Annotated in this window: 24 protein-coding genes; 15 read left to right on the top strand and 9 right to left on the bottom strand. The window is 33.8% G+C overall.

Features of this window, described 5'->3' with window-relative positions:
• Positions 1-26: 26 nt before the first annotated feature.
• The 11 genes from ilvB to G9Q29_RS06280 all read left to right on the top strand — a co-directional run bounded on the left by ilvB (position 27) and on the right by G9Q29_RS06280 (position 12506).
• Positions 27-1721: a biosynthetic-type acetolactate synthase large subunit gene (ilvB, locus tag G9Q29_RS06330; protein ID WP_166134437.1), complete on the top strand. Its 1695-nt coding sequence runs from the start codon at positions 27-29 to the stop codon at positions 1719-1721.
• A 95-nt stretch (positions 1722-1816) separates the two neighbouring features.
• The gene (ilvN, locus tag G9Q29_RS06325) at positions 1817-2335 is read left to right on the top strand and encodes an acetolactate synthase small subunit (protein ID WP_086454453.1); all 519 of its coding nucleotides are present in this window, start codon (positions 1817-1819) and stop codon (positions 2333-2335) included.
• A 53-nt stretch (positions 2336-2388) separates the two neighbouring features.
• On the top strand, positions 2389-3858 hold the full coding sequence (gene ilvC, locus G9Q29_RS06320; protein ID WP_166134435.1) for a ketol-acid reductoisomerase: 1470 nt from the start codon (positions 2389-2391) through the stop codon (positions 3856-3858).
• A 493-nt stretch (positions 3859-4351) separates the two neighbouring features.
• Positions 4352-6259 (top strand): acetate--CoA ligase, encoded by a 1908-nt coding sequence (gene acs / locus G9Q29_RS06315; protein ID WP_166134432.1) that lies wholly within the window; start codon positions 4352-4354, stop codon positions 6257-6259.
• Between the two features lie 827 nt (positions 6260-7086).
• Positions 7087-8202, top strand: a complete 1116-nt coding sequence (locus G9Q29_RS06310) for an NAD(P)/FAD-dependent oxidoreductase (RefSeq protein WP_166134430.1) — start codon at positions 7087-7089, stop codon at positions 8200-8202.
• A 42-nt stretch (positions 8203-8244) separates the two neighbouring features.
• Complete coding sequence (locus G9Q29_RS06305; protein WP_166134661.1) at positions 8245-8913, top strand: methyltransferase domain-containing protein; 669 nt, start codon at positions 8245-8247, stop codon at positions 8911-8913.
• On the top strand, positions 8913-9965 hold the full coding sequence (locus G9Q29_RS06300; protein ID WP_166134428.1) for a type III polyketide synthase: 1053 nt from the start codon (positions 8913-8915) through the stop codon (positions 9963-9965). The genes G9Q29_RS06305 and G9Q29_RS06300 overlap by 1 nt, the downstream gene beginning before the upstream one ends.
• A gap of 14 nt (positions 9966-9979) precedes the next feature.
• Positions 9980-10414, top strand: coding sequence for a 3-hydroxyacyl-ACP dehydratase FabZ family protein (locus G9Q29_RS06295; protein WP_166134426.1), 435 nt, complete (start codon positions 9980-9982; stop codon positions 10412-10414).
• Positions 10415-11686: a beta-ketoacyl-[acyl-carrier-protein] synthase family protein gene (locus G9Q29_RS06290; RefSeq protein WP_166134425.1), complete on the top strand. Its 1272-nt coding sequence runs from the start codon at positions 10415-10417 to the stop codon at positions 11684-11686.
• A 41-nt stretch (positions 11687-11727) separates the two neighbouring features.
• The gene (locus tag G9Q29_RS06285; protein WP_166134423.1) at positions 11728-11985 is read left to right on the top strand and encodes an acyl carrier protein; all 258 of its coding nucleotides are present in this window, start codon (positions 11728-11730) and stop codon (positions 11983-11985) included.
• A gap of 17 nt (positions 11986-12002) precedes the next feature.
• Entirely contained in the window at positions 12003-12506 is a 504-nt protein-coding gene (locus G9Q29_RS06280) for a 4'-phosphopantetheinyl transferase superfamily protein (protein WP_166134422.1), read from the top strand.
• Between the two features lie 138 nt (positions 12507-12644).
• On the opposite strand, the gene G9Q29_RS06275 is transcribed toward G9Q29_RS06280, so the two are convergent.
• From G9Q29_RS06275 to G9Q29_RS06260, 4 genes are all read right to left on the bottom strand, one after another.
• Positions 12645-13178: a hypothetical protein gene (locus G9Q29_RS06275; protein ID WP_166134421.1), complete on the bottom strand. Its 534-nt coding sequence runs from the start codon at positions 13176-13178 to the stop codon at positions 12645-12647.
• A 111-nt stretch (positions 13179-13289) separates the two neighbouring features.
• Positions 13290-13811, bottom strand: coding sequence for a hypothetical protein (locus tag G9Q29_RS06270; protein WP_166134419.1), 522 nt, complete (start codon positions 13809-13811; stop codon positions 13290-13292).
• 35 nt (positions 13812-13846) lie between these two features.
• A complete protein-coding gene (locus G9Q29_RS06265; RefSeq protein ID WP_166134417.1) occupies positions 13847-14443 on the bottom strand; it encodes a 3'-5' exonuclease in 597 nt (198 codons plus the stop codon).
• A gap of 2 nt (positions 14444-14445) precedes the next feature.
• Positions 14446-16362, bottom strand: coding sequence for a DUF294 nucleotidyltransferase-like domain-containing protein (locus G9Q29_RS06260; RefSeq protein WP_166134415.1), 1917 nt, complete (start codon positions 16360-16362; stop codon positions 14446-14448).
• Positions 16363-16542: 180 nt separating this feature from the next.
• Here G9Q29_RS06260 and G9Q29_RS06255 point away from each other — a divergent pair, with 180 nt between their 5' ends.
• Positions 16543-17049 (top strand): DUF2911 domain-containing protein, encoded by a 507-nt coding sequence (locus G9Q29_RS06255; RefSeq protein ID WP_166134413.1) that lies wholly within the window; start codon positions 16543-16545, stop codon positions 17047-17049.
• 213 nt (positions 17050-17262) lie between these two features.
• Here the strand turns inward: G9Q29_RS06255 and G9Q29_RS06250 are convergent, their stop codons facing one another.
• On the bottom strand, positions 17263-17688 hold the full coding sequence (locus G9Q29_RS06250) for an Lrp/AsnC family transcriptional regulator (RefSeq protein ID WP_166134411.1): 426 nt from the start codon (positions 17686-17688) through the stop codon (positions 17263-17265).
• Positions 17689-17794: 106 nt separating this feature from the next.
• On the opposite strand from G9Q29_RS06250, the gene G9Q29_RS06245 reads away from it, so the two are divergent.
• Entirely contained in the window at positions 17795-18514 is a 720-nt protein-coding gene (locus tag G9Q29_RS06245; RefSeq protein ID WP_166134409.1) for a sulfite exporter TauE/SafE family protein, read from the top strand.
• Positions 18515-18542: 28 nt separating this feature from the next.
• Here G9Q29_RS06245 and G9Q29_RS06240 read toward each other — a convergent pair whose 3' ends face one another.
• From G9Q29_RS06240 to G9Q29_RS06225, 4 genes are all read right to left on the bottom strand, one after another.
• The gene (locus G9Q29_RS06240) at positions 18543-19613 is read right to left on the bottom strand and encodes a serine hydrolase domain-containing protein (protein WP_166134407.1); all 1071 of its coding nucleotides are present in this window, start codon (positions 19611-19613) and stop codon (positions 18543-18545) included.
• A 207-nt stretch (positions 19614-19820) separates the two neighbouring features.
• On the bottom strand, positions 19821-21158 hold the full coding sequence (locus G9Q29_RS06235; protein ID WP_166134405.1) for a DEAD/DEAH box helicase: 1338 nt from the start codon (positions 21156-21158) through the stop codon (positions 19821-19823).
• 163 nt (positions 21159-21321) lie between these two features.
• A complete protein-coding gene (locus G9Q29_RS06230) occupies positions 21322-22866 on the bottom strand; it encodes a DEAD/DEAH box helicase (RefSeq protein ID WP_166134403.1) in 1545 nt (514 codons plus the stop codon).
• A gap of 228 nt (positions 22867-23094) precedes the next feature.
• On the bottom strand, positions 23095-23622 hold the full coding sequence (locus G9Q29_RS06225; RefSeq protein ID WP_166134401.1) for a DUF6155 family protein: 528 nt from the start codon (positions 23620-23622) through the stop codon (positions 23095-23097).
• Between the two features lie 99 nt (positions 23623-23721).
• Here G9Q29_RS06225 and G9Q29_RS06220 point away from each other — a divergent pair, with 99 nt between their 5' ends.
• Together G9Q29_RS06220 and G9Q29_RS06215 are read left to right on the top strand one after the other, a co-directional pair.
• Positions 23722-24006 (top strand): DUF3817 domain-containing protein, encoded by a 285-nt coding sequence (locus G9Q29_RS06220; protein WP_166134399.1) that lies wholly within the window; start codon positions 23722-23724, stop codon positions 24004-24006.
• Positions 23999-25267, top strand: a complete 1269-nt coding sequence (locus G9Q29_RS06215; protein ID WP_166134397.1) for a mechanosensitive ion channel family protein — start codon at positions 23999-24001, stop codon at positions 25265-25267. The genes G9Q29_RS06220 and G9Q29_RS06215 overlap by 8 nt, the downstream gene beginning before the upstream one ends.
• Positions 25268-25300: the final 33 nt, after the last annotated feature.

Genomic DNA, 25300 nt, shown 5'->3' with positions numbered 1-25300 from the left:
AGGCAGCGGCTAAATAAAAATAGAAAATGGAAAATAATAAAATATCTGGCGCAGAAGCCGTTATAAAATGCTTACTAGAAGAGGGCGTAGATGTAATTTACGGCTATCCTGGCGGAGCAATCATGCCGGTTTATGATGAATTATACAAATTTAAAGACGAATTACATCACGTATTAGTGCGTCACGAGCAAGGAGCTACGCACGCTGCACAAGGATACGCACGCGCAACTGGTAAAGTAGGCGTTGCAATTGCAACTTCTGGCCCTGGAGCTACCAATTTAGTTACTGGAATTGCTGATGCGCAAATCGATTCGACACCAATGGTTTGCATCACAGGTCAAGTTGGTAAACACTTATTAGGTTCTGATGCTTTTCAAGAAACTGATATTATCGGAATTTCAACTCCTGTTACCAAATGGAATTACCAAATTACAGAAGCTTCTGAAATCCCAGAAATTATTGCGAAAGCATTTTACATTGCCAAATCGGGGCGTCCAGGACCAGTTTTAATTGATATTACCAAAAATGCGCAGTTTGATGAAATGGAATTCAGTTACAAAAAATGTACAAGTATTCGAAGTTATCATCCCAAACCAATCCTTAATATTAATAAGGTACAAGAAGCTGCAGCTTTAATTAATAACGCTAAAAAACCTTTTATTATTTGGGGTCAAGGTGTTATTTTGAGTAAAGCCGAAACCGAATTAAAAGCTTTGGTAGAAAAATCAGGTATTCCCGCTGCATGGACTATTTTAGGTTTATCAGCATTGCCAACTTCCCATCCACTTAATGTAGGAATGGTAGGAATGCATGGCAATTATGGACCCAATGTACTCACAAATGAATGCGATGTGTTGATTGCTCTCGGAATGCGTTTTGATGACCGCGTAACCGGAAACCTTGCTACTTATGCCAAACAAGCTAAAATAATTCATTTTGAAATTGATCCAGCCGAAGTTGATAAAAACGTAAAAACAGATGTAGCCGTTGTAGCCGATTTGAAAGAATCTTTAACGGCCTTGTTACCACTTATTGAAAACAACACGCATGATTCTTGGCATAATAAATTTAAAGCTAAATATGAAATTGAATTAGAAGCTGTCATAAATGAAGAGTTGAAACCCAAAAAAGAAGGAATTTCAATGGGTGAAACGATCGAAATGATCAACAAACATTCTAAAGGAGATGCTATTTTGGTTTCGGATGTGGGGCAACACCAAATGTTTGCTTGCCGTTATGGGAAATTCAATTCTACCAAAAGTAATGTCACATCCGGTGGTTTAGGAACGATGGGATTTGCTCTTCCAGCAGCAATTGGAGCTAAAATGGGAATGCCAAATCGTGAAGTAGTAGCTATAATTGGTGATGGTGGATTTCAAATGACCATTCAAGAATTAGGAACTATTTTCCAGACCAAAGTTCCCGTTAAAATTGTGGTTTTGAACAATGAGTTTTTAGGAATGGTACGTCAATGGCAGCAATTGTTTTTTGACAAAAGATACGCTTCTACCGAAATGATCAATCCAAATTTTATTGCAATTGCCGAAGGCTACTACATCAAAGCAAAAAAAGTCACTAAAAGAGAAGATTTAGATAGCGCTGTCGCAGAAATGTTAGCATCACCAGATTCTTATTTCTTAGAAGTGATGGTTGAAAAAGAAAATAATGTATTCCCAATGATCCCAACAGGAGCATCGGTATCGGACATTCGTTTGTCCTAAATAGTTTAAAGTTTAAGGTTTAAAGTAGTTACAACCTGAAAATAATGTTGCGCAACTTTAAACTTTAAACATAAAAACTTTAAACATAAAAAAAAATGGAAAATAAAACATTTACCATCTCCGTATATTCAGAGAACAACGTGGGTTTATTGAATAGAATATCAGGCATATTCTTAAAACGCCACATCAATATTTTAAGTCTGAACGTATCTGAATCAGAAATTGAAAACGTGTCTCGATTTATCATCGTGGTAAACACTACTGAAAAATGGGTCCATAATATTGTAGGTCAAATCGAAAAACAAATAGAAGTAATCAAAGCGTTTTATCACGTTGACGAAGAAACGATTTTTCTTGAAAATGCGCTTTTCAAAATAGAATCCAGTTTGCTTTTTGACGAAAAACAAATTCAAAATATCATAAAAGAAAGTCATTCTGAAATTGTGACTGTAGCGCGTGATTTTTTTGTGATTTCAAAATCAGGACAGCGTGCTGAAATTCAAGATTTATACGAAAAGCTTCGTCCATTTGGAATCATGCAATTTGTTCGGTCAGGCCGAATTTCAGTCTCTAAAGAAAAAATGCAAATTTCAGCGATGCTGGAGCAATTATAAAAGATCAAAAAAAAACTAAAAACTAAAACTATACTTTTCTTAAAAAATACAAAATGGCAAATTATTTCAACTCACTACCACTTCGATTACAATTAGAACAATTAGGCGTTTGCGAATTCATGGACCAATCTGAATTTTCAGATGGTATTAATGCATTAGCAGGTAAAAAGGTTGTAATTGTGGGGTGTGGAGCCCAAGGTTTAAATCAAGGCTTGAACATGAGAGACTCCGGATTAGACATATCTTATGCCTTGCGTGCGGATGCGATTGCAGAAAAAAGAGCCTCTTTTAACAACGCTTTCGATCACGGTTTTAAAGTTGGAACGTACGAAGAATTAATACCTACTGCTGATTTGGTTTGCAATCTTACACCAGATAAGCAACACACAGCTGTTGTAACTGCTATTATGCCTTTGATGAAAAAAGGAGCAACTTTGGCATATTCACACGGTTTTAATATCGTTGAAGAAGGAATGCAAATTCGCAAGGATATAACAGTTATCATGTGTGCTCCAAAATGCCCAGGTTCAGAAGTTCGTGAAGAGTACAAGCGTGGTTTTGGAGTTCCAACTCTAATTGCAGTACATCCTGAAAACGATCCAGAAAATGTAGGTTTAGCCCAAGCCAAAGCCTATGCGGTAGCCACTGGCGGTCATAGAGCAGGGGTTTTACTTTCTTCTTTCGTGGCTGAAGTAAAGTCTGATTTAATGGGCGAGCAGACCATTTTGTGTGGTATGTTGCAAACTGGATCTATTTTGTGTTTTGATAAAATGGTGGAAGAGGGAATTGAGCCTGCTTATGCATCGAAACTAATTCAATACGGTTGGGAAACGATTACTGAAGCTCTAAAACACGGCGGAATTACAAATATGATGGACCGTCTTTCTAATCCTGCTAAAATTGAAGCTTTTCGTTTGGCCGATGAGCTAAAAGAAATCATGCGCCCGTTATTTCAAAAGCACATGGATGATATCATTTCGGGTGAATTTTCAAAAAACATGATGATTGATTGGGCAAATGACGATGTAAATCTTTTAACTTGGAGAGCTGCAACGGCTCAAACTAATTTTGAAAAAACAGCTCCAACCTCAGCTCATATTTCGGAGCAAGAATATTTTGAACATGGTACTTTACTAATTGCCATGGTGAAGGCAGGAGTAGAATTGGCTTTTGAGACTATGACCGAATCTGGAATTATCGAAGAATCTGCATATTACGAATCATTGCATGAATTGCCTTTGATTGCAAATACTGTTGCTCGAAAAAAATTATACGAAATGAACAGAATCATTTCTGATACAGCAGAATATGGTTGTTATTTATTTGATCACGCTTGCAAACCATTATTGATTGATTTTATGAAAACCGTAAAAACAAATGTAATTGGTAAACCATTTGCAACTTCGAACGGAGTAGATAACAATGTACTGATTGCAGTAAACAAAACTATCAGACAGCATCCGATTGAAGAAGTTGGAGAATGGCTGCGTGCTTCGATGACTGCTATGAAAAAAATAAGTTAAACAAATAATAAGTTACCACATATGAGGATGTGGCGGGATTGGCACTATATCATTTGATTTCATAATGTCTTGAGTTAGTTAAAAAGTGTTACAATGATCGACAGGTATGGATGCTTTTACATTCACTTAGCTTTGATTTTTTTCAAAGTTAAGTGAGGTAATCCCATAATTAATCAAAAGAAAGAACTGAAAATCTAATTTATCTTAAAAGTAGTAATGAATCCTTTTGTAAATTGATTTCGATAATTGTAGAAAAGGGTTTTAAAAAATATTTTAATTGTTTTTTATATATTTTTGTTTGGTAAAAGGCGCGAAGATTTTAGTTTTTGCGCCTTTTTGTATATTTGATTTTGACTACAAAAACAATTAAAACCGCTGTATTTATAATAAAATCAATCAAAATTTTTCAGTTTGGCTTTTTTTTGGCAGTATTTATGGTTTAAATAATTTTCTCAGTAGCCGTAGATTTAATACTTTTATAAAAAATTAAACTATGAGTTACTACAAAATTGATAATCTAGAACAATACTTCAAACACTACAATAAATCAGTACGCGAACCTAGAAAATTTTGGGGCAAAATAGCAGAAGAAAATTTTACTTGGTACCAGCAATGGGATAAGGTGGTTGAATTTAATATGGCCGAAGCCGATATTAAATGGTTTACCGAGGCTAAAGTTAATATTGTAAAAAATTGTATCGACAGGCACTTAGCGAAAAGAGGGGATAAAACGGCTATAATTTTTGAACCAAACGATCCATCCGAGGAGGCTCTACATATTTCATATACAGAATTGCACCAAAGAGTTTGCAAAATGGCCAATGTTTTACGCCAACAAGGAATCAAAAAAGGAGATAGAGTTTGTATTTATTTACCAATGATTCCTGAGTTGGCTGTTTCGGTTTTAGCTTGCGCCCGAATTGGTGCAATTCACTCCGTAGTATTTGCAGGGTTTTCTGCATCGGCAGTAGCGAGTCGCATAAACGACAGCTCTTGTAAAATGGTAATTACTGCTGATGGTGGATTTAGAGGAAACAAAACAATTGATCTGAAAAGTATAATTGATGAAGCATTAGAAAAATGTTCGTCTGTTGAAAAAGTTTTAGTCGCTAAAAGAACTCAAACTGATGTAAAAATGCAGGAGGGTCGCGATCAATGGTTGCAACCTCTTATAGATGAAGCTTCAGATAATAATGTTGCAGAAATCATGGATGCCGAAGATCCATTATTCATTTTGTACACTTCTGGTTCAACCGGAAAACCAAAAGGAATGGTGCATACTACAGCAGGTTATATGGTGTATACCGCTTATACTTTTAAAAACGTTTTTCATTATGAAGACACTGATATCTTTTGGTGTACGGCTGATATTGGTTGGATAACAGGACACTCTTACATTTTATACGGACCACTTTTAAATGGAGCTACAACGGTATTATTTGAAGGAATTCCGTCGTATCCAGATTTTAGTCGTTTTTGGGATGTAATTGAAAAACATAAAATTACTCAGTTTTATACGGCGCCAACTGCAATTCGTGCTTTGGCAAAGGAAAAAATCGAATTTGTTCAAAAATATCCTTTAAAGTCCTTGAAGGTAATTGGTTCTGTTGGAGAACCAATTAATGAAGAAGCTTGGCATTGGTACAACGACCACGTAGGCGATAAGCGTTGCCCTGTTGTTGATACTTGGTGGCAAACAGAAACGGGAGGAATCATGATTGCACCAATTGCTTTTGTAACGCCTACAAAACCAACTTATGCGACCTTGCCACTTCCTGGAGTGCAAGCGGTATTAATGGATGACAAGCGCAACGAAATTGAAGGCAATCAAGTCGTTGGTAGCTTGTGTATTAAATTTCCTTGGCCAGGAATTGCAAGAACAATTTGGGGCGATCATCAAAGATATAAAGACACGTATTTCTCTGCATTTCCAGGTAAGTTTTTTACTGGTGATGGTGCTTTACGTGACGAAGTAGGATATTACAGAATTACAGGTCGAGTAGATGATGTAGTCATTGTTTCAGGACATAATTTGGGGACAGCTCCAATTGAAGATGCAATCAATGAACATCCTGCGGTAGCTGAATCAGCAATAGTAGGTTTCCCGCATGATATTAAAGGAAATGCGTTGTACGGTTTTGTTATTTTAAAAGAAACAGGCGAAACCCGTAATAAAGAAAACTTAAGCAAAGAGATCAATCAACATATTTCAGATCATATCGGACCTATTGCCAAGTTGGATAAAATTCAATTTGTGTCTGGTTTGCCAAAAACGCGATCTGGAAAAATCATGAGGCGTATTTTACGAAAAATAGCCGAAGGTGATTATTCTAATTTTGGTGATATTACTACACTTCTAAATCCTGAAATTGTAGAGGAAATTAAAGAAGGAAAACTATAAAAAATAGAAGGCTAAAGACTTAAGTTGTTTTTAGCCTTTTTTTTGAAATGCTTACAAATTTGTAAATTAAGTAAAAAGCACTAAAGTGAAGTACTCTATCAAGTGTGTTTAATATTACATCATCAAAATAATAGGTCCCTAAAGCAGCGAAGACATCATTTATTATTAGACAAAAAGAGCCAAAAAAGTAATAGTAACTTTTTTTAGAGGTGACTTTTGATAAATACAAGACTGCAATAACACCTAAAGAAATGGCTGAAAGACTATTAAAAAATATAATTATACCTAGGGATTTTTCTGGAATAATTGACTTTAAAAAGTAAAAAACAGATAGTAGAAACATACAGTTAATTAGCACAATAAGTAATTTATAACCCTTAGAAAACGAACTAATCTTTTGTTTTCTAACAGATAAATACCCCATGTAACACAAACATATGTAGCCGCAAAAAGAAACAATTAAAGCAAGCTCATAAATAAGATTTGAATGTTGCCAAAATAGTAATAAGACTTCGTTGACGTAGAAGAAAAAACTAAACCAATAAAAAAGAGTAGGGAGCTTTTTTCTATGCTTTAGCCAGACATAAAAAACAAACAAAGGAATAATAAATGGCTTGGCATAAACAACGGAATTTTCATTCAATACAATACCTGCGCTAAAGTAAGCGACAAAAAAGAGAAGTAACGTACATATAACTATCTGTGAAACAATGTTTTTACTCACCATTTGACAAATCTAAAATTTTTATAGTTTCCTGCAAAATTATATTTGTTTTTAAGATGATTTGCCACGCATTTAAGAACATAAATGAGTAAATTTACTTTATATGAAAAAAGTATCAGTTGTAATTGTAGGCGGTGGTTTAGCAGGTTTAGTTTCGGCTATTGATCTTCGACTAAAAAATCATCAAGTGGTGCTTTTAGAAAAAAATGATTTTCCTAAACACAAAGTATGCGGTGAATACATTTCTAATGAAATTCTATCGTATTTACAGTCTTTACAGATAGACATCAATTCTTTGAAGCCATCAAACATTACTAAGTTGCACTTTTCATTGAAATCTGGAAAAAGCTTGTATACTAATTTACCTTTAGGTGGTTTTGGTGTTAGTCGAAAGTTACTCGATAATTATCTTTTTCAATACGCAAAGCAATTAGGTTGCATGGTTTATAAAGATACTGTCACCGATGTACAGTTTGAAAACGATCAATTCCTTGTGCATACAAACGACGAAACATTTTCAGCAGATATTGTCTTAGGAGCCTTTGGCAAAAGATCAAATTTAGATAATAAATTAACTAGGGTTTTCTCTAGAAAAAATGAAAATATTTGGTTAGGAGTAAAAGCCCATTACCAAGTGAATTTCCCTGATAATTTGGTAGGTTTACATCATTTTGAAGGCGGTTATTGTGGAGTTTCTCGCATTGAAAATGGTTTAGTTAATATTTGTTATTTGGCAACCGACACTTCTTTTAAACAATTTCCTTCTTTAAATGACTATCAAAAAATATGGGTAGAGAAAAATCCAATATTAAAGACTATCTTTCAACAAGCTATATGTCAATTTGAAAAGCCGATTACAATTAGTCAAGTTTCATTTGTCAAGAAAAAATGTGTAGAAAACCACATGCTTATGATTGGCGATGCCGCAGGATTGATTCATCCGCTTTGTGGTAACGGAATGGCAATGGCCATGCATAGTGCAAAAATTGCCTCAGAACAAGTTCACAATTTTTTAAATGGTAATTGTACAAGAGAAACAATGGAACAACGTTATAAAAGCGAGTGGAACAAAAATTTTAAATCTCGTTTGTTAATGGGTCGAATACTAGGCTATGTGTTGCAAAAAACTAAAGTTGCGAATTTTTTACTTCAAATTTTTGGTTTCTTTCCGTTTTTACTGCCACTAATAATCAAACAAACTCATGGTAAAACCGTATAACAATTGATACAAACAAAATACAGAACAGAAGAAGCGGAAATCATGGATGATTTTGCACTTGAGGGTGAAATACTTCGAGATGCTTTGGACAAAATTGCATCCATTAATCAACTTCTAGGAGGAAACGCGCTTACCTTAAAGGGAGTGCAAAAACTATTAAAAAGTATTGCTTCGGAAAAAGAAATTGTTATCGTTGATGTGGGCTGTGGCAATGGTGACATGTTGCGGTCTTTAGCCGATTTTGGCAAAGAAAATAATTTTAATTTCCGCTTAATAGGAATTGATGCGAATGCATTTACGATTAATCATGCACAAAATTTATCAAAAAACTATTCAAATATAAGTTACGAATGCTTGGATATTTTTAGTCCATCATTTGTTGAAATAAAAAGTGATATTGTCTTGTGCACTTTGACTTTACATCATTTCAAAGATCAAGAAATAGAAAGGCTATTAGCGGTGTTTTATGAACAAGCCCGCTTAGGGGTTGTAATCAACGATTTGCATCGCAGTGCTGTCGCTTATCGATTATTTCAGGCTTTGTGTTTTGTATTTCAATTGAATGCTATGTCTCGCGAAGATGGATTAACATCTATTTTACGTGGTTTTAAAAAAGAAGATTTAGAAGAATTTTCGAAAAAGCTTAATTTTAAAAACGATACGATTCGCTGGAAATGGGCGTTTCGATACCAATGGATAATTACCAAATAATGAGTGTAAAAATAAAAACAGTTGCTAAGCAGCTACCACAATATTCAAGAACAACCGCAGAAATTTTACCTTTTTTAGATGCTTGGCTCCTTGGTCAAGACGATCGATTTATCAGAAAAGTAAAGAAAATTTTTGAAGGTGCTGCTGTTGATAAACGATATTCTATCATGGATCCTATTGAAGTTTTTACCAAAACTTCATTTGAGGAACGCAATGATATTTACATTCGTGAAGTCATACAATTAGGCGAAAAAGTACTCGATAAAGCCTTAAAAAAGGCGAATTGGCTCCCAAAAGATTTGGATTATATCATTACAGTGAGTTGCACCGGTATTATGATTCCCTCTCTTGACGCCTATTTGATAAACGCATTGCAATTGCGCCAAGATATTGTGCGCCTGCCAGTTACTGAAATGGGATGTGCTGCCGGAATCTCAGGGATGATTTACGCTAAAAATTTCCTGCAAGCCAATCCTGGCAAGCGCGCGGCTGTTATTGCCGTTGAGAGTCCAACTGCTACATTTCAACTCGATGATTATTCCATGGCCAATATTGTGAGTGCTGCCATTTTTGGTGATGGAGCTGCTTGCGTGTTGTTATCTTCACACGAATATGATGAGGGACCAGAAATCATTGCAGACGAGATGTATCATTTTTATGACAATATTCATATGATGGGATTTAAACTGACCAATTCTGGTTTGCAAATGGTTTTAGATATCGAAGTTCCTGAAACTATTGCATCACATTTTCCCGCAATTATTCATCCCTTTTTAGAGAAGAATAGCCTTCAAATTGACGCAATTGATCATTTGATTTTTCATCCTGGCGGAAAAAAAATCATTCAAACGGTAGAAGCATTATTTTTAGGATTGGGCAAAAATATTGACGCTACAAAGGAGGTATTGAAACAATATGGTAATATGTCAAGTGCTACCGTTTTATATGTTTTAGAGCAAATTATGGATGCGCAGCCTGCAAAAGGGGAGAAGGGTTTAATGTTGAGTTTTGGTCCTGGATTTTCAGCGCAGCGTATTTTGTTGCAATTTTAAAAAAGAAAAGCCCAATGAAAAACGATGAAATTTTAACCAAGCTTCCGTATTCAAAACCTTTTCTTTTTGTAGATGAAATTCTGCATATTGATGAAAATGGTGTCAAAGGAACGTTTAGATTTGAAGAAAATTTAGAGTTTTATAAAGGTCATTTTGTAAATAATCCTGTTACTCCGGGTGTGATTTTAACCGAAGTTATGGCTCAAATTGGATTGGTTTGCTTAGGGATTTTTTTGTTAGATGATTCATTTAACAAAAGTACTTCAATAGGCTTAACATCAACAGAAATCAATTTTTTAAAACCTGTTTTTCCTAATGAAAAAGTGACTGTTATTTCAGAAAAAATATATTTTAGATTCGGAAAATTAAAATGTAAAGTCCTTATGATAAATGAAAAAGAAGAAGAAGTTTGTAGAGGAATAATTGCAGGAATGATAATTTCCAAATAAATGAAAAAGAGAGTTGTTATAACGGGTCTAGGTGTTGTTGCTCCAAATGGGGTTGGCCTTGATGAGTTTACAAATGCCATCAAAAACGGAATTTCGGGCATTGAGCACGATGCTGAGCTAGAACGCCTGCAGTTTTCATGCCAAATTGCGGGGAAACCTTCTGTTTCTAATGAACATGCATTGCAATATTTTACAGAACTTGAATTGCGTAATTTTAATTCTAGTGGTATTCTGTACGGAGTAATTGCTGGTATTGAGGCCTGGAAAAATAGTGGTTTACCTATTGAAATCAATGAAAATCCTGACTGGGATAGCGGAACTATTTTTGGAACAGGAACATCAGGAATTGATAAATTTCGCGAAAGCATTTATAAAATAGACGATTTGCAAACCCGTCGATTAGGTAGCACAGCAGTTGCTCAAACTATGAATAGCGGTGTGAGTGCCTATCTTGGCGGAAAATTAGGTTTAGGAAATCAAGTTACAACCAATTCATCTGCTTGTACAACTGGCACAGAGGCAATTTTAATGGCTTTTGAACGTATCAAATCAGGAAAAGCAAAGCGCATGTTAGCTGGCAGTACAAGTGACTCAGGACCTTATATTTGGGGAGGTTTTGATGCTATGAAAGTGTGTACTTTTAAACACAATCAGGATCCTGAAGCAGGTTCGCGACCATTATCGGCAACAGCATCAGGGTTTGTGCCGGGAAGTGGCGCTGGTGCTTTAGTTTTGGAAGATTTAGAAAGTGCATTAGCGCGAGGCGCTACCATTTATGCCGAAATTTTGGGAGGTAGTTGTAATTCTGGAGGACAACGAGGTACTGGAACCATGACCGCTCCAAATGCGGTTGCTGTTCAAAAGTGCATTACAGATGCATTAGAGGATGCAAAAGTAGCAGCAAAAAATATCGATTTAATTAACGGACATTTAACTGCAACTTCAAAGGACAGTTTGGAAATTGAAAATTGGACAAAAGCCTTGAATCGGAAAGGGAACGATTTTCCATTAATAAATTCACTCAAGGGAATGGTTGGACATTGCTTGTCAGCAGCAGGTAGTATTGAGAGTGTGGCTACTGTTTTGCAATTGCATGAAGGTTTTGTTTTTCCGAATTTAAATTGTGCTGATTTACATCCTGAAATTGGAGATCTTATTGACGAGGAAAAAATACCAAGAACAAAGCTAGAAAAAAATATGCAGTATGCCATAAAAGCCAGTTTTGGCTTTGGCGATGTGAATGCATGTATCGTTTTTAAAAAGTACGAATGATCAATAATCTTTGCTACATTAGTGGAGAAAAAAATAAAAAAATGAATAAAGAACAAACCATAATCGAACTAAAAGCAATTATAAAACCTTATATTGCTAACAACGAAGCTTTTGAAAACTTAACTGAAGAAACTGATTTCATTGCAGATCTAAAGATTAACTCTGCTAACTTAGTAGATGTTGTTTTAGATATCGAAGAAAAATACAATATTATTATTGATAATGAATCGATGGAGAAAATGTTAACTGTAAAAGCGGCAATGGCAATCATTGAGGAAAAATTAGCAGCACGAGATTAATTTCAAAATAAGAAAATGTGATTGGGAACGATGTAATCGATTTGAGCGTTGCGAGGTTAGAAAGTAACTGGCAGCGGCCCGGTTTTTTGAATAAAATTTTTTCTGTCAAAGAGCAATTTTATATCGAAACTGCGAAAGACCAAGAGCAAATGGTTTGGAAACTATGGTCCCAGAAGGAAGCGGCTTATAAAATTTTCAATCGAGAAACAGGAACGAGAGTTTTTAATCCGATACAGTTTGAATGTTCAATTGATACAAGTGTATTTGGAAAGGTAAATTTTAAAGACAAAATTTTTTTTACTAAAACAGTGATTGACAATGACAAAATCTATACAATTGCTGTAACTGATCCTAAATATTTTTCATCCGTTTTAGAATTAAAAAAAGACCACAAAATATTAAAAAAAGAAGGTCTACCTTTTATTCGGAACGAAGAATTAGGTTTTGATTACCCAATTTCAGTTACTCATCACGGAAAATTTTGGCAAGCCGTAATGCTAGATGAAAATTGTATAGTTTAAACGTTCTGGTACTAAAGCGAATTTAGAACTAAATTAAGCCCTATTTTCGGATTTGCCAAATCTTCCAAATACAAAACCAATTTCAAATTAAGCCTAATACCCAAATTGCTTGTAGCGTGTGTTATAGGCTGTACTTTTTTAGGTCATCCAAATTCCATATACAGCGATTACAGTCCACTTTCCGTAAACTTTTTTAAGAAAATAACTATATCCACTTGCGCTGTGTGTAAATGTCGAGTAAATAACTGAAACAATGCAATTTTCGTAATTATTGTCAAAAATAGGTTCACTTATCGAGATTATTTTTTGTATTTTCTTTGTTTTTATAAATATTTCTTCAGCTTCTTTTTTAGTCAAACATTTTATGTTTTTTATAAGATCAGAGCTGTAATTCAATTCTTTTATCAATTCTGAATTCCAAGTTCCACCATTGCTTTTTGCGACGTTTGCTTCAATTTCATATAATATTTTTTCAGGAACTTCAAGACCAGTTTCTTCTTTAAACTCTTTTAGGTCAAAAAAAGTTTTATGTTTTTCACATTGAACATATATTCCGAATGTATTCATTCCAATTTGCTCATCAATGATTTTTTTTAAAACGTCAGATTCTGAATTATTTTGTGAAAAACATAAAGTTGAAATAGTTAAGAAAAGCAAACAGTAAATTTTCATATTTTTCTTTTTACGATTTTTGGTAGTATAACCTATAACTGCCAAGTATAAAACAATCTTTCTTTTAAGCTAAATACCCAAGTCCATTGCAGTGGTAATTAACAGCTGGCTTTATTTTAGCATATTAATTATTTTTTTCTGCATTCTATATTTCGCACCAAAATCTAGAAAACCACCTTTCGGATTTGAGTCAATACCTTTAACAGTTAGAGCAATTGATTTATCTTCTGCTAAAAAATAAATTTTATAACTATAACTCCAAAAACTTTTTTTGAATTCAAATTGAATTGTATCTCCTTGTTTTAGAAAATTTTTGGCGTTTAATTTTTTATACAACTGTTCTATTGTCTCATTATTTTCAACTATTGTCCTTTCATTGTGCCAATAGCTTATTTTAAGAGGATTTGCCAAAGCAAAGATTCCGTAACAACCTAAAGCAAAAAGTGATATAAATACGATATAAATAAAAATTACAATTAGAAAATTGGGTTTAGATAGATTTAACTCGAAGAGGCTATAAAACTTAACTTGAAGATATATAGAGAGGATTATTACAAGAATGCTTAAAATATAATTAGTTATTAAGTCTGTATTTTTCTGAGCTATTGTATCAATGAATTCCTTTTTTGTCATTATTTTTAGTTTGGTATATGCTTACCGGTAACTTCCTACTTGATCTTTAACTTTGATTTTAATTTCAAAAATAGAAGCGCCGTTTTGTAAGCATCGTCAGCTGCCGAGTTACGGTCACTAATGGGAACGTTATACAATTCGCAAAGAGTATCAAGAGACGTTTCTTTATCACTAATGTCATTTAGCTTACGGTGCATCACATCTACGTCTAAAGCTTCATTTTTGAGTCTACCGCATCCCATTCGTTCTAAAGCTTCGTTGATAATGGCAACATCAAAATCAATGTGATGGCCAACTAAGATTGCATTTTCAATATATTCTACAAAAGATTGAATGGCTTGTGGTTCGCTACTTTTTTTGATAGTACTTTCCATCATGAATTCGTTAGTCAAGCCGTTGTCATGTAAAAATTTGTACTGAATTAGGTAACTTTCAAAATTATCACCTATGTGCACTGCATTATCTTTGATAGCAAAAGCACCCACTGATAAAATAACATCTTTTTGTGGATTCAAGCCTGTTGTTTCGGTAGATAAAATAACATATCGAGAAGATTTTTTATCGAATTTCGCGCTGTAAGATTTCCAGAATTCTGGATATTCTTTGTTAATATTTTTTAACCAGTCTAACATAATTATGAAAATTGTGTAAGTTGAAATTTGCTTTTAATCAATTCTTCTAAATCACGCATCGGTGCTAATGCATTTTTTAATTTTTCGCGATCAATTTTTGATAGTTCTTCAAGGTTAATGAACTGTCCATCATTATCATTTTTTAAGCCTTCGAGGGTTCTAAATTTTGATAAAGTTAAAAATGCCTCCGCACAATTTAAATAAATTTCAGCATGTTTGGGATCTGTTAGAGACAATTGTTTAAAACGTTGAAACGTATTATTTATTCCGCGAATCTCAAAACTTAAAGTAAATAAGCGCGCGCCGTCTATTAATGGCATTAATGCTTTAGTTTTAATATCAAATTTGTCTTTGTTTGGACCGTCTTCTTCCAAACTGAAATTTTTGAAAAACGTTAAAGGAGAGTTTTTTCGCAGTGCATCATTACCTAGAAAATCATAAAACAAGGCGTTGTTTTTAGCATTTTTAAAAATAGTATTGCTTATCGCATCCTCTATTTTTTGTTCACCAAAAGTAATTTCATAATCAAAAAAGATACTACTTAAATCAGTGGAATTTTCACCTGGAGTATTCATCCAATTATCGTATTGTTTTATCCAGTCAGTCAGTGATTTGCACCAAAGTATATTACTACCCATGTGGCCATTTGGACAGTAGTCAAATCCAATTTTTTCAAGTGTAGCGGTTGTCTTTTTACCAAGTCTAACAAAATAATCTTTTACATCACGGTATTTTTCTGGCGAAACATCTTCAAATACAATTATACTGTCTTGATCAGTGCGTAATAGCTGTTCTTTTCGTCCTTGACTTCCAATACTTAACCATGCAAATCGGGCAGGAGGAGAGCCTGAATCTAAAATAGAAAGTTCTACACTTCTTTTAATAATTGCCAGATTAATTTCGCTTGTAATATTGAAAACGTGTGATAACGGGATATTTTTAGAAATAGAAGATTGAATTAAATCGGTAACACGATTTCTGATCTGCTTTAATTCTTTCGGGTTTTGAGCTCTTTTAATTTCTTTTATAAGTACACCAGCGTTATTTGCTTGAGCTGCAATTAAATCGTGCTCAGATATAATTCCTTTTATAGCAGACTTATCTGTACCATCTTGGGTCACACACAAATGAGTTACGTTATTCTTGAGCATAACAAGTTGTGCTTCGGCAAGTGAAATATTTTCGACCACTGTAATAACAGGAGATGACATTATTGATGTTATTGGTGTGTGCAGTTCATAGCGACCAGTGGCCACTTTAGAACGCATATCACAATCGGTTACAATACCAATCGGCCAATTATTTTCGACCACCACCGCATTGTCTTTCAATGATTCGGTCATTAGCAAAGCAACTTCTTTAATCGAAGACCTGCGGTTGGTAACTAGTGGCGAGGTATTGTAATTTAAGGACTGAAAATACTGCATTTCTGATTGTTGATCAGAATAAAACACATTATCGCTAATTAATTTTCCTATTAAATTTTCTTTGTCTTTTGGATTTCTGGTATTGACCGCAAAGCTTTCTAATAAATAATTGAGCACCTCGGAATTATTTGCAACAAAAGGACGAAAAGTTGCGATGGGAATTGCATAAACCAACGATTCTTCGCGGGCTTTAGCAGTCATCATGTAATTGTTTTTTGCAAAAAACGGACGCAATCCAAAAATATCGCCCGGGCCACATTTGTTTAACAATGTTTCTTCTGCATCAGCAATTACAGATAAATTGATGACACCTTGAGCTACTACATAAAAACTATCATGCAAGGCATCGTTTATTTGAAAAAGAGATTTATTTTTTTCTAAATTAACTACCCGAATATTCGTTGCAATATTGGACAACTCCTCAAATGTTAAAAAATTGAAGGGCGCATATTCTTTTAAAAAATCAGCAATTTGTTCAGCTATCGAATTCATAATGGTTCAAGTGTTGTAATCGATGGTAAAAATAAGAAATTAAAAAACACTACTGCAAGGTAGCACATGGCAAAACACATAATTTGTACAATCCTTAATATTTTCATAAAAGTAGAGCAAATAGCATGAAAAAAAGTGGAAGTTGTTTTACTTTTAAACTTAAATTTAAACTAATTTATTATGAAATTATTGAAACAAATACAATTTGCAATTATTGGATTTTTACTTGTTAATGTGGCTTCAGCACAAGGAAAACCAACAAGTACAAAAGAATCTGTAACAGGGAAAATTAATGGAGCTACAATTACAATTAATTATGGTAGCCCATCAGTAAATGGTAGAGCAATTTGGGGTGCATTGGTACCATTTAATCAAGTGTGGCGTGCTGGTGCAAATGATGCAACTACATTTGAAACCGATAAGGAAATTAATGTAGAAGGTACTAAATTACCAGCAGGAAAATATTCATTTTTTGTTTTACCAGCAGAAAAAGAATCTGTAGTCATTTTCAATAAAGAAGTTAAACAATGGGGAGCTTACAAATACAAGCAAACCGAAGATCAATTGCGAGTGACAATCAAACAGAAGGCATCTAAAAAAACAACTGAGAAATTAGTTTATACTGTAGAAAAAAATGCTGTTGTACTAAGCTGGGAAAACTGGGATTTTGTAGTAAACATAAAATAAAATAATTTTTATTGAACAGAAAAGCATTGTTAGAGCAATGCTTTTTTTATATCTCTAATTTAGGCTTATTTCAATTATGGTACAATTAAATTTATTCATGGTAGGTAGAAGTTAAGTTTTCTATTTTACATAATATAAATTATAGTTCATTTTGTAAACTTGAGAAATATTTACTTTTACAGTAAATCAAGAGTTATGTCAAGAACGAATCGGTTAAATTTTAACTTCTTTTAAATCGGATAAAATTAAATGCGTTGTTGGTTCACCATAACCTAAAAGTCTGTCAATAAATTGTTGCAAATGCATTTGATCTCGTAGAATTACTTTCATAAAAATATTATGCGTTCCTGTGATTCGGTGAATTTCATAAATTTCTGGGAATAAAGCCAAATCCGCACAAAATATCATCAGTTTACCACTGAATAATTTGTACATGATAAACACCTCTAAACCAAAACCTAGTTTAGCCGGATTCAACTGTACTTGATATCCACTAATAACTTCATTCTCTTCAAGCTTTTGCACACGTTCTCGCACTGATGACGGCGAAAGACCAACTTGTTTTCCGATTTCTACAAATGAACTTCGCGCATTTACTTTCAAACAATCTATTATTTTTAGATCTAACGTGTCTACCATTTTATTTTTGGTTTAAGGTGTAAAATTACATTTTTTTAAGGTAAATTATATTTATTTCCATTGATTCTATTTTAAAAAATACGGTTTTCTAATCTAATTTTGCCAAATGGATTATACTGTTTTTTGGCTCACGATTGGTATTTGTTTAGGATTCTTTGTGCAAACCGTAACGGGTTTTGCAGGCGCTTTGATTGCTTTGCCCGTACTTCTTTTTGTAATGCCTTTGCCTGATGCTATAGGCTATTTGTCTATTTTTTACATGCTATCTACGCCTTTTCATGTTTATAAAGAATGGCGGTTAATCAATAGGCAATTACTGAAACAATTATTTATTTCTTCTTTTTTTGGATTACTAATTGGGATTCTTGTCTTGGCTTATGGTCAGCCTATTTTTCTCAAAAAGGCTTTAGGTATATTTATCTTGTTATTTGTACTCAACAGCCTAAAATCAGCAAGTGAAATCAAAGTTTTAACCAAGATGAAATTCATTTTCGGTTTTTTAGGTGGCTTTTTTTCAGGAGTGTTTTCAACCGGCGGACCATTGTATTTGATCATCATTAAAAATCAAACTCCAGATGTTAAAGTAGTTCGCGCTACTATGTTTGGTGTTCTGGGACTCATCACTTTGATGCGTATTCCCGTACTTGCTTTTGAAGGGATCTTGACTTGGCAACAATGTTACAACGCACTTTATGTGTTGCCTTTTTTTGTTATGGCATTATTTTTAGGAAAGAAGGTCTACTCCTTTATCAATGAAACCATGTTAAAAAACAGTATGCTTTTTTTACTTTGTGTATCTGGTGTTTTACTTTTGATTAAAAACTAGATTAAATGAAGTACTTTACATTTCGTCATTATTGAATAACGGCGTTTATTTTCTTCCAAAGCTCTTCATCAAAACCTGATACTGCAAAATTAGTATTATCTGGGTCAGATGCTACTCCCATTCGAATTACTACCATTTTTTTGCTCGGAATTACATAAATACGTTGGTCCTTGGCTCCCATCGCGGCATACATATCTGCAGGTGCTGATGGGATTAAGAAGCCTTGAAAAACAGTTTGATCACTCGGAACCATGTATTTATTTTTTCCGTTTAACCACCATAAAAATCCATAAGAAGGATTAATTGCTTGCGATGGAGTTATACTTTGGTTAAAAAAAGTTTCGTTGATAATGTTTTCGTTTTCCCATTTTCCTTTGTTTAAGGCCAATAATCCAAAACGAGCCATGCTTCGGGTGGTACTATGATAAACAGTAAATATCGTTCCGTAATTCCAAAAACCATCCATTCCTATTTTATTTTTGAGCTTGGCATTAAAATATGTTTCAAAATTTTGATTACTTGCTGCTGTAACAACATCAAATAATTTTTGAAAAACATTGCTGTAAGCCCATCTTGTGCCAGCATCGGCAACATAGGTTATATTTGATTTTAATACAAATTGTTTGGTGTCATCATTACCTGATGTCATGCTTAACAAGTCAGCAACTTTAATCAATCGCTCCTTTTCTGAAGGCATTGCTGTCCAAGAATTACCTAAATAATTTGAGACAGGTCTATTTATATCTAAAAGATTTTCTTGTTGTGCGATTCCTGTGGTAGTTGACACTAAAGTCTTTCCAGCGCTATTCCACTCCCAAGAAGTATTAGCATTATGTCCGTTAAAATACTCTTCCATAACGATGCGACCATTAACTAAAATCATAAACGATTTAGAGTTTTTTTGCGTTAAAAAATCTTTCAGCGGTCCTATTGCGGCCTGATTCCATCCTAAGTCATTGCTAGACTGTGTTTCCCAAGTATTTGAACTTGTGGGTGGAAAATACATATTTGTTGGTACTTGTGGTGAGTTTGGATTATCATCTCCGCTACAAGATGTAAAAAATAGCCATAAAAGCACAAATGGTGTTAAATTCTTCATGATTATTTAATTTTGATTTATTGTTTTGACTATTGATTTTGCAAAAGGTTTAACGTATTGTTAAAATTTTACATCTTTCTAACAAAGTTTAAGCTTTTCTAAGAAGCCAAATTATAGAATAAAGCAGTACTAGTTCTAAAATCAAAAAAAAAACATCACCAAAACTGTTACGCTCGAGTGATGTTTGTATGTTTAACGAAGTATATTTTACTTCATTTTTTGTCTTTTTACGACTTTTTCGGCTGGCTCATTTTTATTTTGTAACAGATAATTCGCTAGTAATTTTTCTACCAATTCATCTTTTGTTAAATGATGAAAAATCGTTTTTACTTTATTTTTAAACTCAGCGTCAACATCGTGGTTGGGTTTGGTTTTAAAAATTTGTTTGGCCCATAGTAAAGTATTGTTTTGCTCGATACTTAAAGCACTTGGTTTTTGAAAAGGCGTAAAAGTAATACCTAATTCTCTTTCAAAATCAGCAATTTCAGCTACTTCTTCCGCTTGTAAAACGGTCAAAGCCAAACCTTTTGCTCCAGCACGAGCTGTTCTTCCGCTTCGGTGCACATAAGCTTCGTACACATCAGGCAAATGATAATTGACAACGTACGACAAGTTTTTTACATCGATACCTCTTGCAGCCAAATCTGTAGCCACTAAAATATTGATATGACCTTCTCTGAATTGCTCCATGATGCGATCTCGAATACCTTGCGACAAACTTCCGTGTAAGGCTCCAGAGGAAAAACGGTTTATAGCTAGGTTTTTAGCCAATTTATTAACGGCGGCTTTTGTTTTACAAAAAATGATGCCGCGCTCCCCTTCTCTTAAATTTAAAAAATGCATTAAAACATCTAATTTTTCAATTGGGTCCACAACTATATATTCGTGATCAATTCCTTGATGACCTACAGTTTCCATTTGTGCACTGATGTGTTGCACATTTTTGTGAAGGTAGTTTTGAACCAATTGTTTGATTGCGCCAGGTAAGGTTGCTGAAAAAAGTAAAGTACGACGCTCTTTAGGCAAGGCACTTATAATTTCGTCTAGACTTTCTTTTAAAATGGACACCATTTCATCAGCTTCATCCAACACAAGAAATTTTGTTTTAGATAAATCAATGGCTTTACGTTGCAGTAAATCAATTAACCTTCCAGGAGTTGCAACTACAACGTGGGTAGGTTTTGAAAGTCGTTCTATTTGTGGTTTAATTGGAATTCCACCACAAGTAGCTGCTATTAACAATTCAGGTAAATATTTGGCAAAATCTTCTAAATTTCGTGTAATTTGATGACCCAACTCGCGGGTTGGTACCAAAATTACAGCTTGAACGTGTGCTGCAGTAGTTTCTATTAATTGTAAAATTGGTAATCCAAAAGCAGCTGTTTTTCCTGTACCGGTTTGCGCAAGTCCAACAACATCAGTTGTATTTGAAAGTAGTATCGGAATTGTTTTTTGCTGAATTTCTGTTGGCACAACAATTTTCAGATCGGTAATTGCTTTTACCAGTGGTGCCGAAATTCCTAAATCAGAGAATTGTTTTGACATGTTATTTGGATTTTGAATGTTTTAAAAAAATAGTTGTTGCCTGCTCGTTTTTTAGCCCCGATAGTAGCGGCATCTCCCGATTTAGAAAAACAAGGCTTTTTAGCCGTAGTTTTTATTTATCGGGAATACAGCGGATAGCGGGAAATAGCTCCTAACAGATAGATTAATCTTCGTCAGGTTCGTTCATGATTTTTTCGCGGTATTTTTTGCCGATGAGCAAAACTAGTTTGACTTTATAATCGTCTACCAGCCATTCGCGATAATTTTTACTGCACTGACTCAAACATTTTGCATAACGCTTGATGCGGCATTCAATGTCTTCCTCTAATAACTTACCAAGCGCTTTGGCTTCTTGCAAGGTTTCAGTATTGTCTACACACATGGCAGCGTGTTGGTCAAGAGACTTATCTAGAACCTCTTTAGAGCGTAAATTTTGCTTGATAATCAATTTATGTTCTTCTTCTACGTCAAAAGTAACCACTTCTGTTTTGCTGAATTTTTCGCGAAGATCAGGTGGCATACTGTATTTGAAATACATTTCAATCTCTGAGTCGTCACGTAAATTTTCAAGATAAAACTCCGGTGATTTAAAAATATGTTGCCAGTTTACAGGCTCGCTCCACAAGCCGAAACGTGCTGCATTATTACCCAAATCGATTACGGTAAAGGAATCTTTGCCAGGCAATTTTCGAGATCCACGACCAATCATTTGGTAGTATAAAGTTAGTGACTTAGTCGCTCTATTTAAGATAATAGTTTCAACAGTTGGCTCATCAAAACCTGTTGTAAGAATTCCTACCGATGTTAAAATGGCATCTGGCGTGTGCTTGAACCAATGTAAAATTTCTTTACGTTCTTCGTTGCTACTTGTATTATCTAGGTGTCTGATGCCGTACCCCGCTTCTCTAAACGTTTCATAAACGTATAACGAAGTGTTGATACCGTTGTTAAAAATAAGGGTTTTTTTGCCAATAGATTTTTCAGTGTAGGCATGTAATAATTTTTCTTGCATGGCCATATTGGTGTACAAATCATCAGATGATTTTACGGTGTAATCTCCGTTAATACCTACTTTTAAGGAAGTCAAACCCACATCATAACTGTAAGTAATGGCTTTTGCCAAAAATCCTTTTTCGATTAATGAGCTAATGGTATCACCTACTATTAGTTCATCATAACTTTGATGCATTGGTAATTTAATGTTAGAGCTTAATGGTGTAGCCGTCACTCCTAATATAAATGCGTTTTTAAACGAACTTAATAACTTGCGGAATGAGTTGTAATGTGCCTCATCAATAATCACTAAACCAATGTTGTCAAGATGCAACTTATCGTCATTGATACGGTTTTTAAGTGTTTCGACCATGGCTACAAAACAAGAATATTCGTTTTGGTCTGGTAGATCTTTAACCTTACTGTTGATGATTTTATTTTTTACATCAAAGCCTTTTAGCATTTTTGAGGTTTGCTTACAAAGTTCAATTCGGTGCGTTAAAACTACCACTTTTTTATCGTGTTGTGATAAATAACGTCTTACAATTTCTGAAAACACAACAGTTTTTCCTCCTCCAGTTGGGAGTTGGTATAGTAAATGATGTTTTTCCGGTGCATTATCTATGCGTTCAAAAATGGCATCAATATCGCCTTTTTGGTACGCATAAAGTTCTTTTTTGTCTTCGATTTCTATTTCTAAAGTGTTTTGGGACATTGGTAAATATTGGATTTTTGCAAAAATACGCCTAAAAAACAGTTTTTGAGCCACAATTAAGAAAAAAAATAGGCATGAGATTAAATAAAATTGATTTAAAGAGGAACGCTTTACTCAAATTGAGACACTTAATTCCATCTAATCACTTCGAAAACGTAGAATTCTACTGTGATTTTCCTTCAAATCTTGATAATGGAGTACTATGAATGATCTTAAAATAGTGTTTTTCTAGTATTCTAATCGATCTAAAACAGCTTCAAAAGATGCCTCATTATTCCATTTTTGACGGATTGCTTCGTTGTGAATTGCTTTCAAACGATCTCTAAAATCATCCAAAATTCCATTTGCAATTAAAAAAACAACAGCTTGCTCAAATGAGTTGAACATACTTTTATAAAAACCATCTACTTTGATGGTGTTTTCGCTTGAATAAGTCTGAGCAATTTCAATGTTGTACAACATCACATCGGCAATTACAAAAGAATCGACACCTAAAATTTGAAAGTGTTTGATATATTTTTGAGCTACAGAACGGCGCATTTTGGGTCTGCTACGACGTCCTGTTTTTTTGACAGGAAAATATTCGTGGGTAATTTTAGTTTTACATTCTTTTAAAAGAGTGTCTTCTTTTGGATTAAAAACAAAATCATAATACACTTTGACAGCGCTAAATTTTTCATACAACTCGACTATTTGTTCTTCAAGTTGTTCTTTATCTAGTGTTGCAATATATTTTTTTAACTCTCGCTTACTCATTATCAAAGTTTAAGATTGTAAAAGTAATTACTTTAGGAATCCGTTACATAAAATTGCTTGATAATAGCTAATTTTGTTTTATACCTTAAAGAAAATATCATGCTTAAAATTTTCAAAATTGTCGCTTTATTAGAAGGAGTTTCTTATTTGGCATTGTTTTCAAATATGCTAATTGTAAAACCTACAAATTTAGTTCTTTATAAAACGTTACTTTTTCCGATAGGAATGGCACATGGTCTCCTATTTGTTAGCTACATTATATTAGCAATAATGCTCAAATTTGAACAAAATTGGGATTGGAAAAAATTCGGAATTATCTGTTTGGGCTCCTTAATCCCGTTCGGAACTTTTTACGTTGATAAAAAATACCTAAAAAATGTTTAAATACATTGAAACACTTTTTACTTTCCTCTACCCTATTTTTAGAAAATGGGGTTTAGGAAGTAGTGTGGCTTCGTATTTGAGTTTAGTGCTAAACCTTGCTTTTTTATACGTCATTTCTTATGCTATATATGTAGTTTTTCGATTGATTTTAGTCACAGTTTTGGCCGTATTGGCAAAAAAAACAAATACTAAATTTGATGATTTGCTCGTTTCTAATAAAACAGCAAAATATATCGCGCATTTAATTCCGCTTTTATTTATTTACAAATCAGTACCCATCATCTTAGAGCGATTTGAATATTGGGAGGGTATTTTTGGGAAAGTAGTTAGCATTTACATCGTTGTTTTGGTTTTGTGGATTATCCGAACCATTTTTAACGCTCTTCGTGATTATTTAAAATTAAAACCACGTTATAGCGATAAGCCTATTGACAGTTTTATTCAGGTAATTATGATTATTCTTTGGGTTGTAGGAAGCACACTCATAATTTCTAAATTATTTGATATCGATAAAAAGGAATTGCTAACTATTTTAGGAGCTGTTTCTGCGGTTATTATTTTAATTTTCAGGGATACTATTTTGGGATTTGTATCAAGCGTACAAGTTTCAATTAATGATATGGTTCGCATTGGCGATTGGATTACAATGGATAAATTTGGTGCTGATGGTGATGTGATTGAAATCAATTTAGCTACTGTAAAAGTGCGAAACTTTGACAACACTATTACAACAATACCTACTTACAGTTTAAGTTCCGATTCGTTCCAAAACTGGCGTGGAATGCTGAATTCAGATGGAAGACGTATCAAAAGACATATTTTGATCAAAACGAGTAGCATTCGTTTTTTAAATGAAAATGATCTATTTGAACTAAAAAAAATACAACTTATTACAACATACCTTGCTGCTCGAAAGCAAGAAATTGATCAATTCAATCTACAAAACGGTATAGACAAATCACTTCCAATAAATGGTAGAAACTTGACTAATTTAGGTGTTTTTCGCAAATACATTACCGAATATTTATCACATTATCCAGGTGTGAATAAGGATATGCTCTTACTTTGTAGACAATTACAGTCAACTGCACATGGCGTACCACTTGAAGTTTATGTTTTTTCGTATGATAAACGATTCGAAAATTACGAATATATTATGGCTGACATTTTCGATCATATTATTGCTGCAGCACCTTATTTTGGTCTCGAACTGTTTGAAACTATGTCTGAGAACAAACTTGGTAGTTTTACCAAAAAATAAAATTCTTTCAAATACATTATAATCTTAACAACT

Source organism: Flavobacterium turcicum (assembly GCF_011365745.1).
GTDB lineage: Bacteria > Bacteroidota > Bacteroidia > Flavobacteriales > Flavobacteriaceae > Flavobacterium > Flavobacterium turcicum.
This window is presented reverse-complemented; position numbering and strand designations above follow the sequence as displayed.

Coding starts and splice junctions, on each gene's coding strand:
- ilvB (WP_166134437.1), top strand. CDS start 27: ATGGAAAATAATAAAATATCTGGCGCAGAAGCCGTTATAAAATGCTTA.
- ilvN (WP_086454453.1), top strand. CDS start 1,817: ATGGAAAATAAAACATTTACCATCTCCGTATATTCAGAGAACAACGTG.
- ilvC (WP_166134435.1), top strand. CDS start 2,389: ATGGCAAATTATTTCAACTCACTACCACTTCGATTACAATTAGAACAA.
- acs (WP_166134432.1), top strand. CDS start 4,352: ATGAGTTACTACAAAATTGATAATCTAGAACAATACTTCAAACACTAC.
- G9Q29_RS06310 (WP_166134430.1), top strand. CDS start 7,087: ATGAAAAAAGTATCAGTTGTAATTGTAGGCGGTGGTTTAGCAGGTTTA.
- G9Q29_RS06305 (WP_166134661.1), top strand. CDS start 8,245: ATGGATGATTTTGCACTTGAGGGTGAAATACTTCGAGATGCTTTGGAC.
- G9Q29_RS06300 (WP_166134428.1), top strand. CDS start 8,913: ATGAGTGTAAAAATAAAAACAGTTGCTAAGCAGCTACCACAATATTCA.
- G9Q29_RS06295 (WP_166134426.1), top strand. CDS start 9,980: ATGAAAAACGATGAAATTTTAACCAAGCTTCCGTATTCAAAACCTTTT.
- G9Q29_RS06290 (WP_166134425.1), top strand. CDS start 10,415: ATGAAAAAGAGAGTTGTTATAACGGGTCTAGGTGTTGTTGCTCCAAAT.
- G9Q29_RS06285 (WP_166134423.1), top strand. CDS start 11,728: ATGAATAAAGAACAAACCATAATCGAACTAAAAGCAATTATAAAACCT.
- G9Q29_RS06275 (WP_166134421.1), bottom strand. CDS start 13,178: ATGAAAATTTACTGTTTGCTTTTCTTAACTATTTCAACTTTATGTTTT.
- G9Q29_RS06270 (WP_166134419.1), bottom strand. CDS start 13,811: ATGACAAAAAAGGAATTCATTGATACAATAGCTCAGAAAAATACAGAC.
- G9Q29_RS06265 (WP_166134417.1), bottom strand. CDS start 14,443: ATGTTAGACTGGTTAAAAAATATTAACAAAGAATATCCAGAATTCTGG.
- G9Q29_RS06260 (WP_166134415.1), bottom strand. CDS start 16,362: ATGAATTCGATAGCTGAACAAATTGCTGATTTTTTAAAAGAATATGCG.
- G9Q29_RS06255 (WP_166134413.1), top strand. CDS start 16,543: ATGAAATTATTGAAACAAATACAATTTGCAATTATTGGATTTTTACTT.
- G9Q29_RS06250 (WP_166134411.1), bottom strand. CDS start 17,688: ATGGTAGACACGTTAGATCTAAAAATAATAGATTGTTTGAAAGTAAAT.
- G9Q29_RS06245 (WP_166134409.1), top strand. CDS start 17,795: ATGGATTATACTGTTTTTTGGCTCACGATTGGTATTTGTTTAGGATTC.
- G9Q29_RS06240 (WP_166134407.1), bottom strand. CDS start 19,613: ATGAAGAATTTAACACCATTTGTGCTTTTATGGCTATTTTTTACATCT.
- G9Q29_RS06235 (WP_166134405.1), bottom strand. CDS start 21,158: ATGTCAAAACAATTCTCTGATTTAGGAATTTCGGCACCACTGGTAAAA.
- G9Q29_RS06230 (WP_166134403.1), bottom strand. CDS start 22,866: ATGTCCCAAAACACTTTAGAAATAGAAATCGAAGACAAAAAAGAACTT.
- G9Q29_RS06225 (WP_166134401.1), bottom strand. CDS start 23,622: ATGAGTAAGCGAGAGTTAAAAAAATATATTGCAACACTAGATAAAGAA.
- G9Q29_RS06220 (WP_166134399.1), top strand. CDS start 23,722: ATGCTTAAAATTTTCAAAATTGTCGCTTTATTAGAAGGAGTTTCTTAT.
- G9Q29_RS06215 (WP_166134397.1), top strand. CDS start 23,999: ATGTTTAAATACATTGAAACACTTTTTACTTTCCTCTACCCTATTTTT.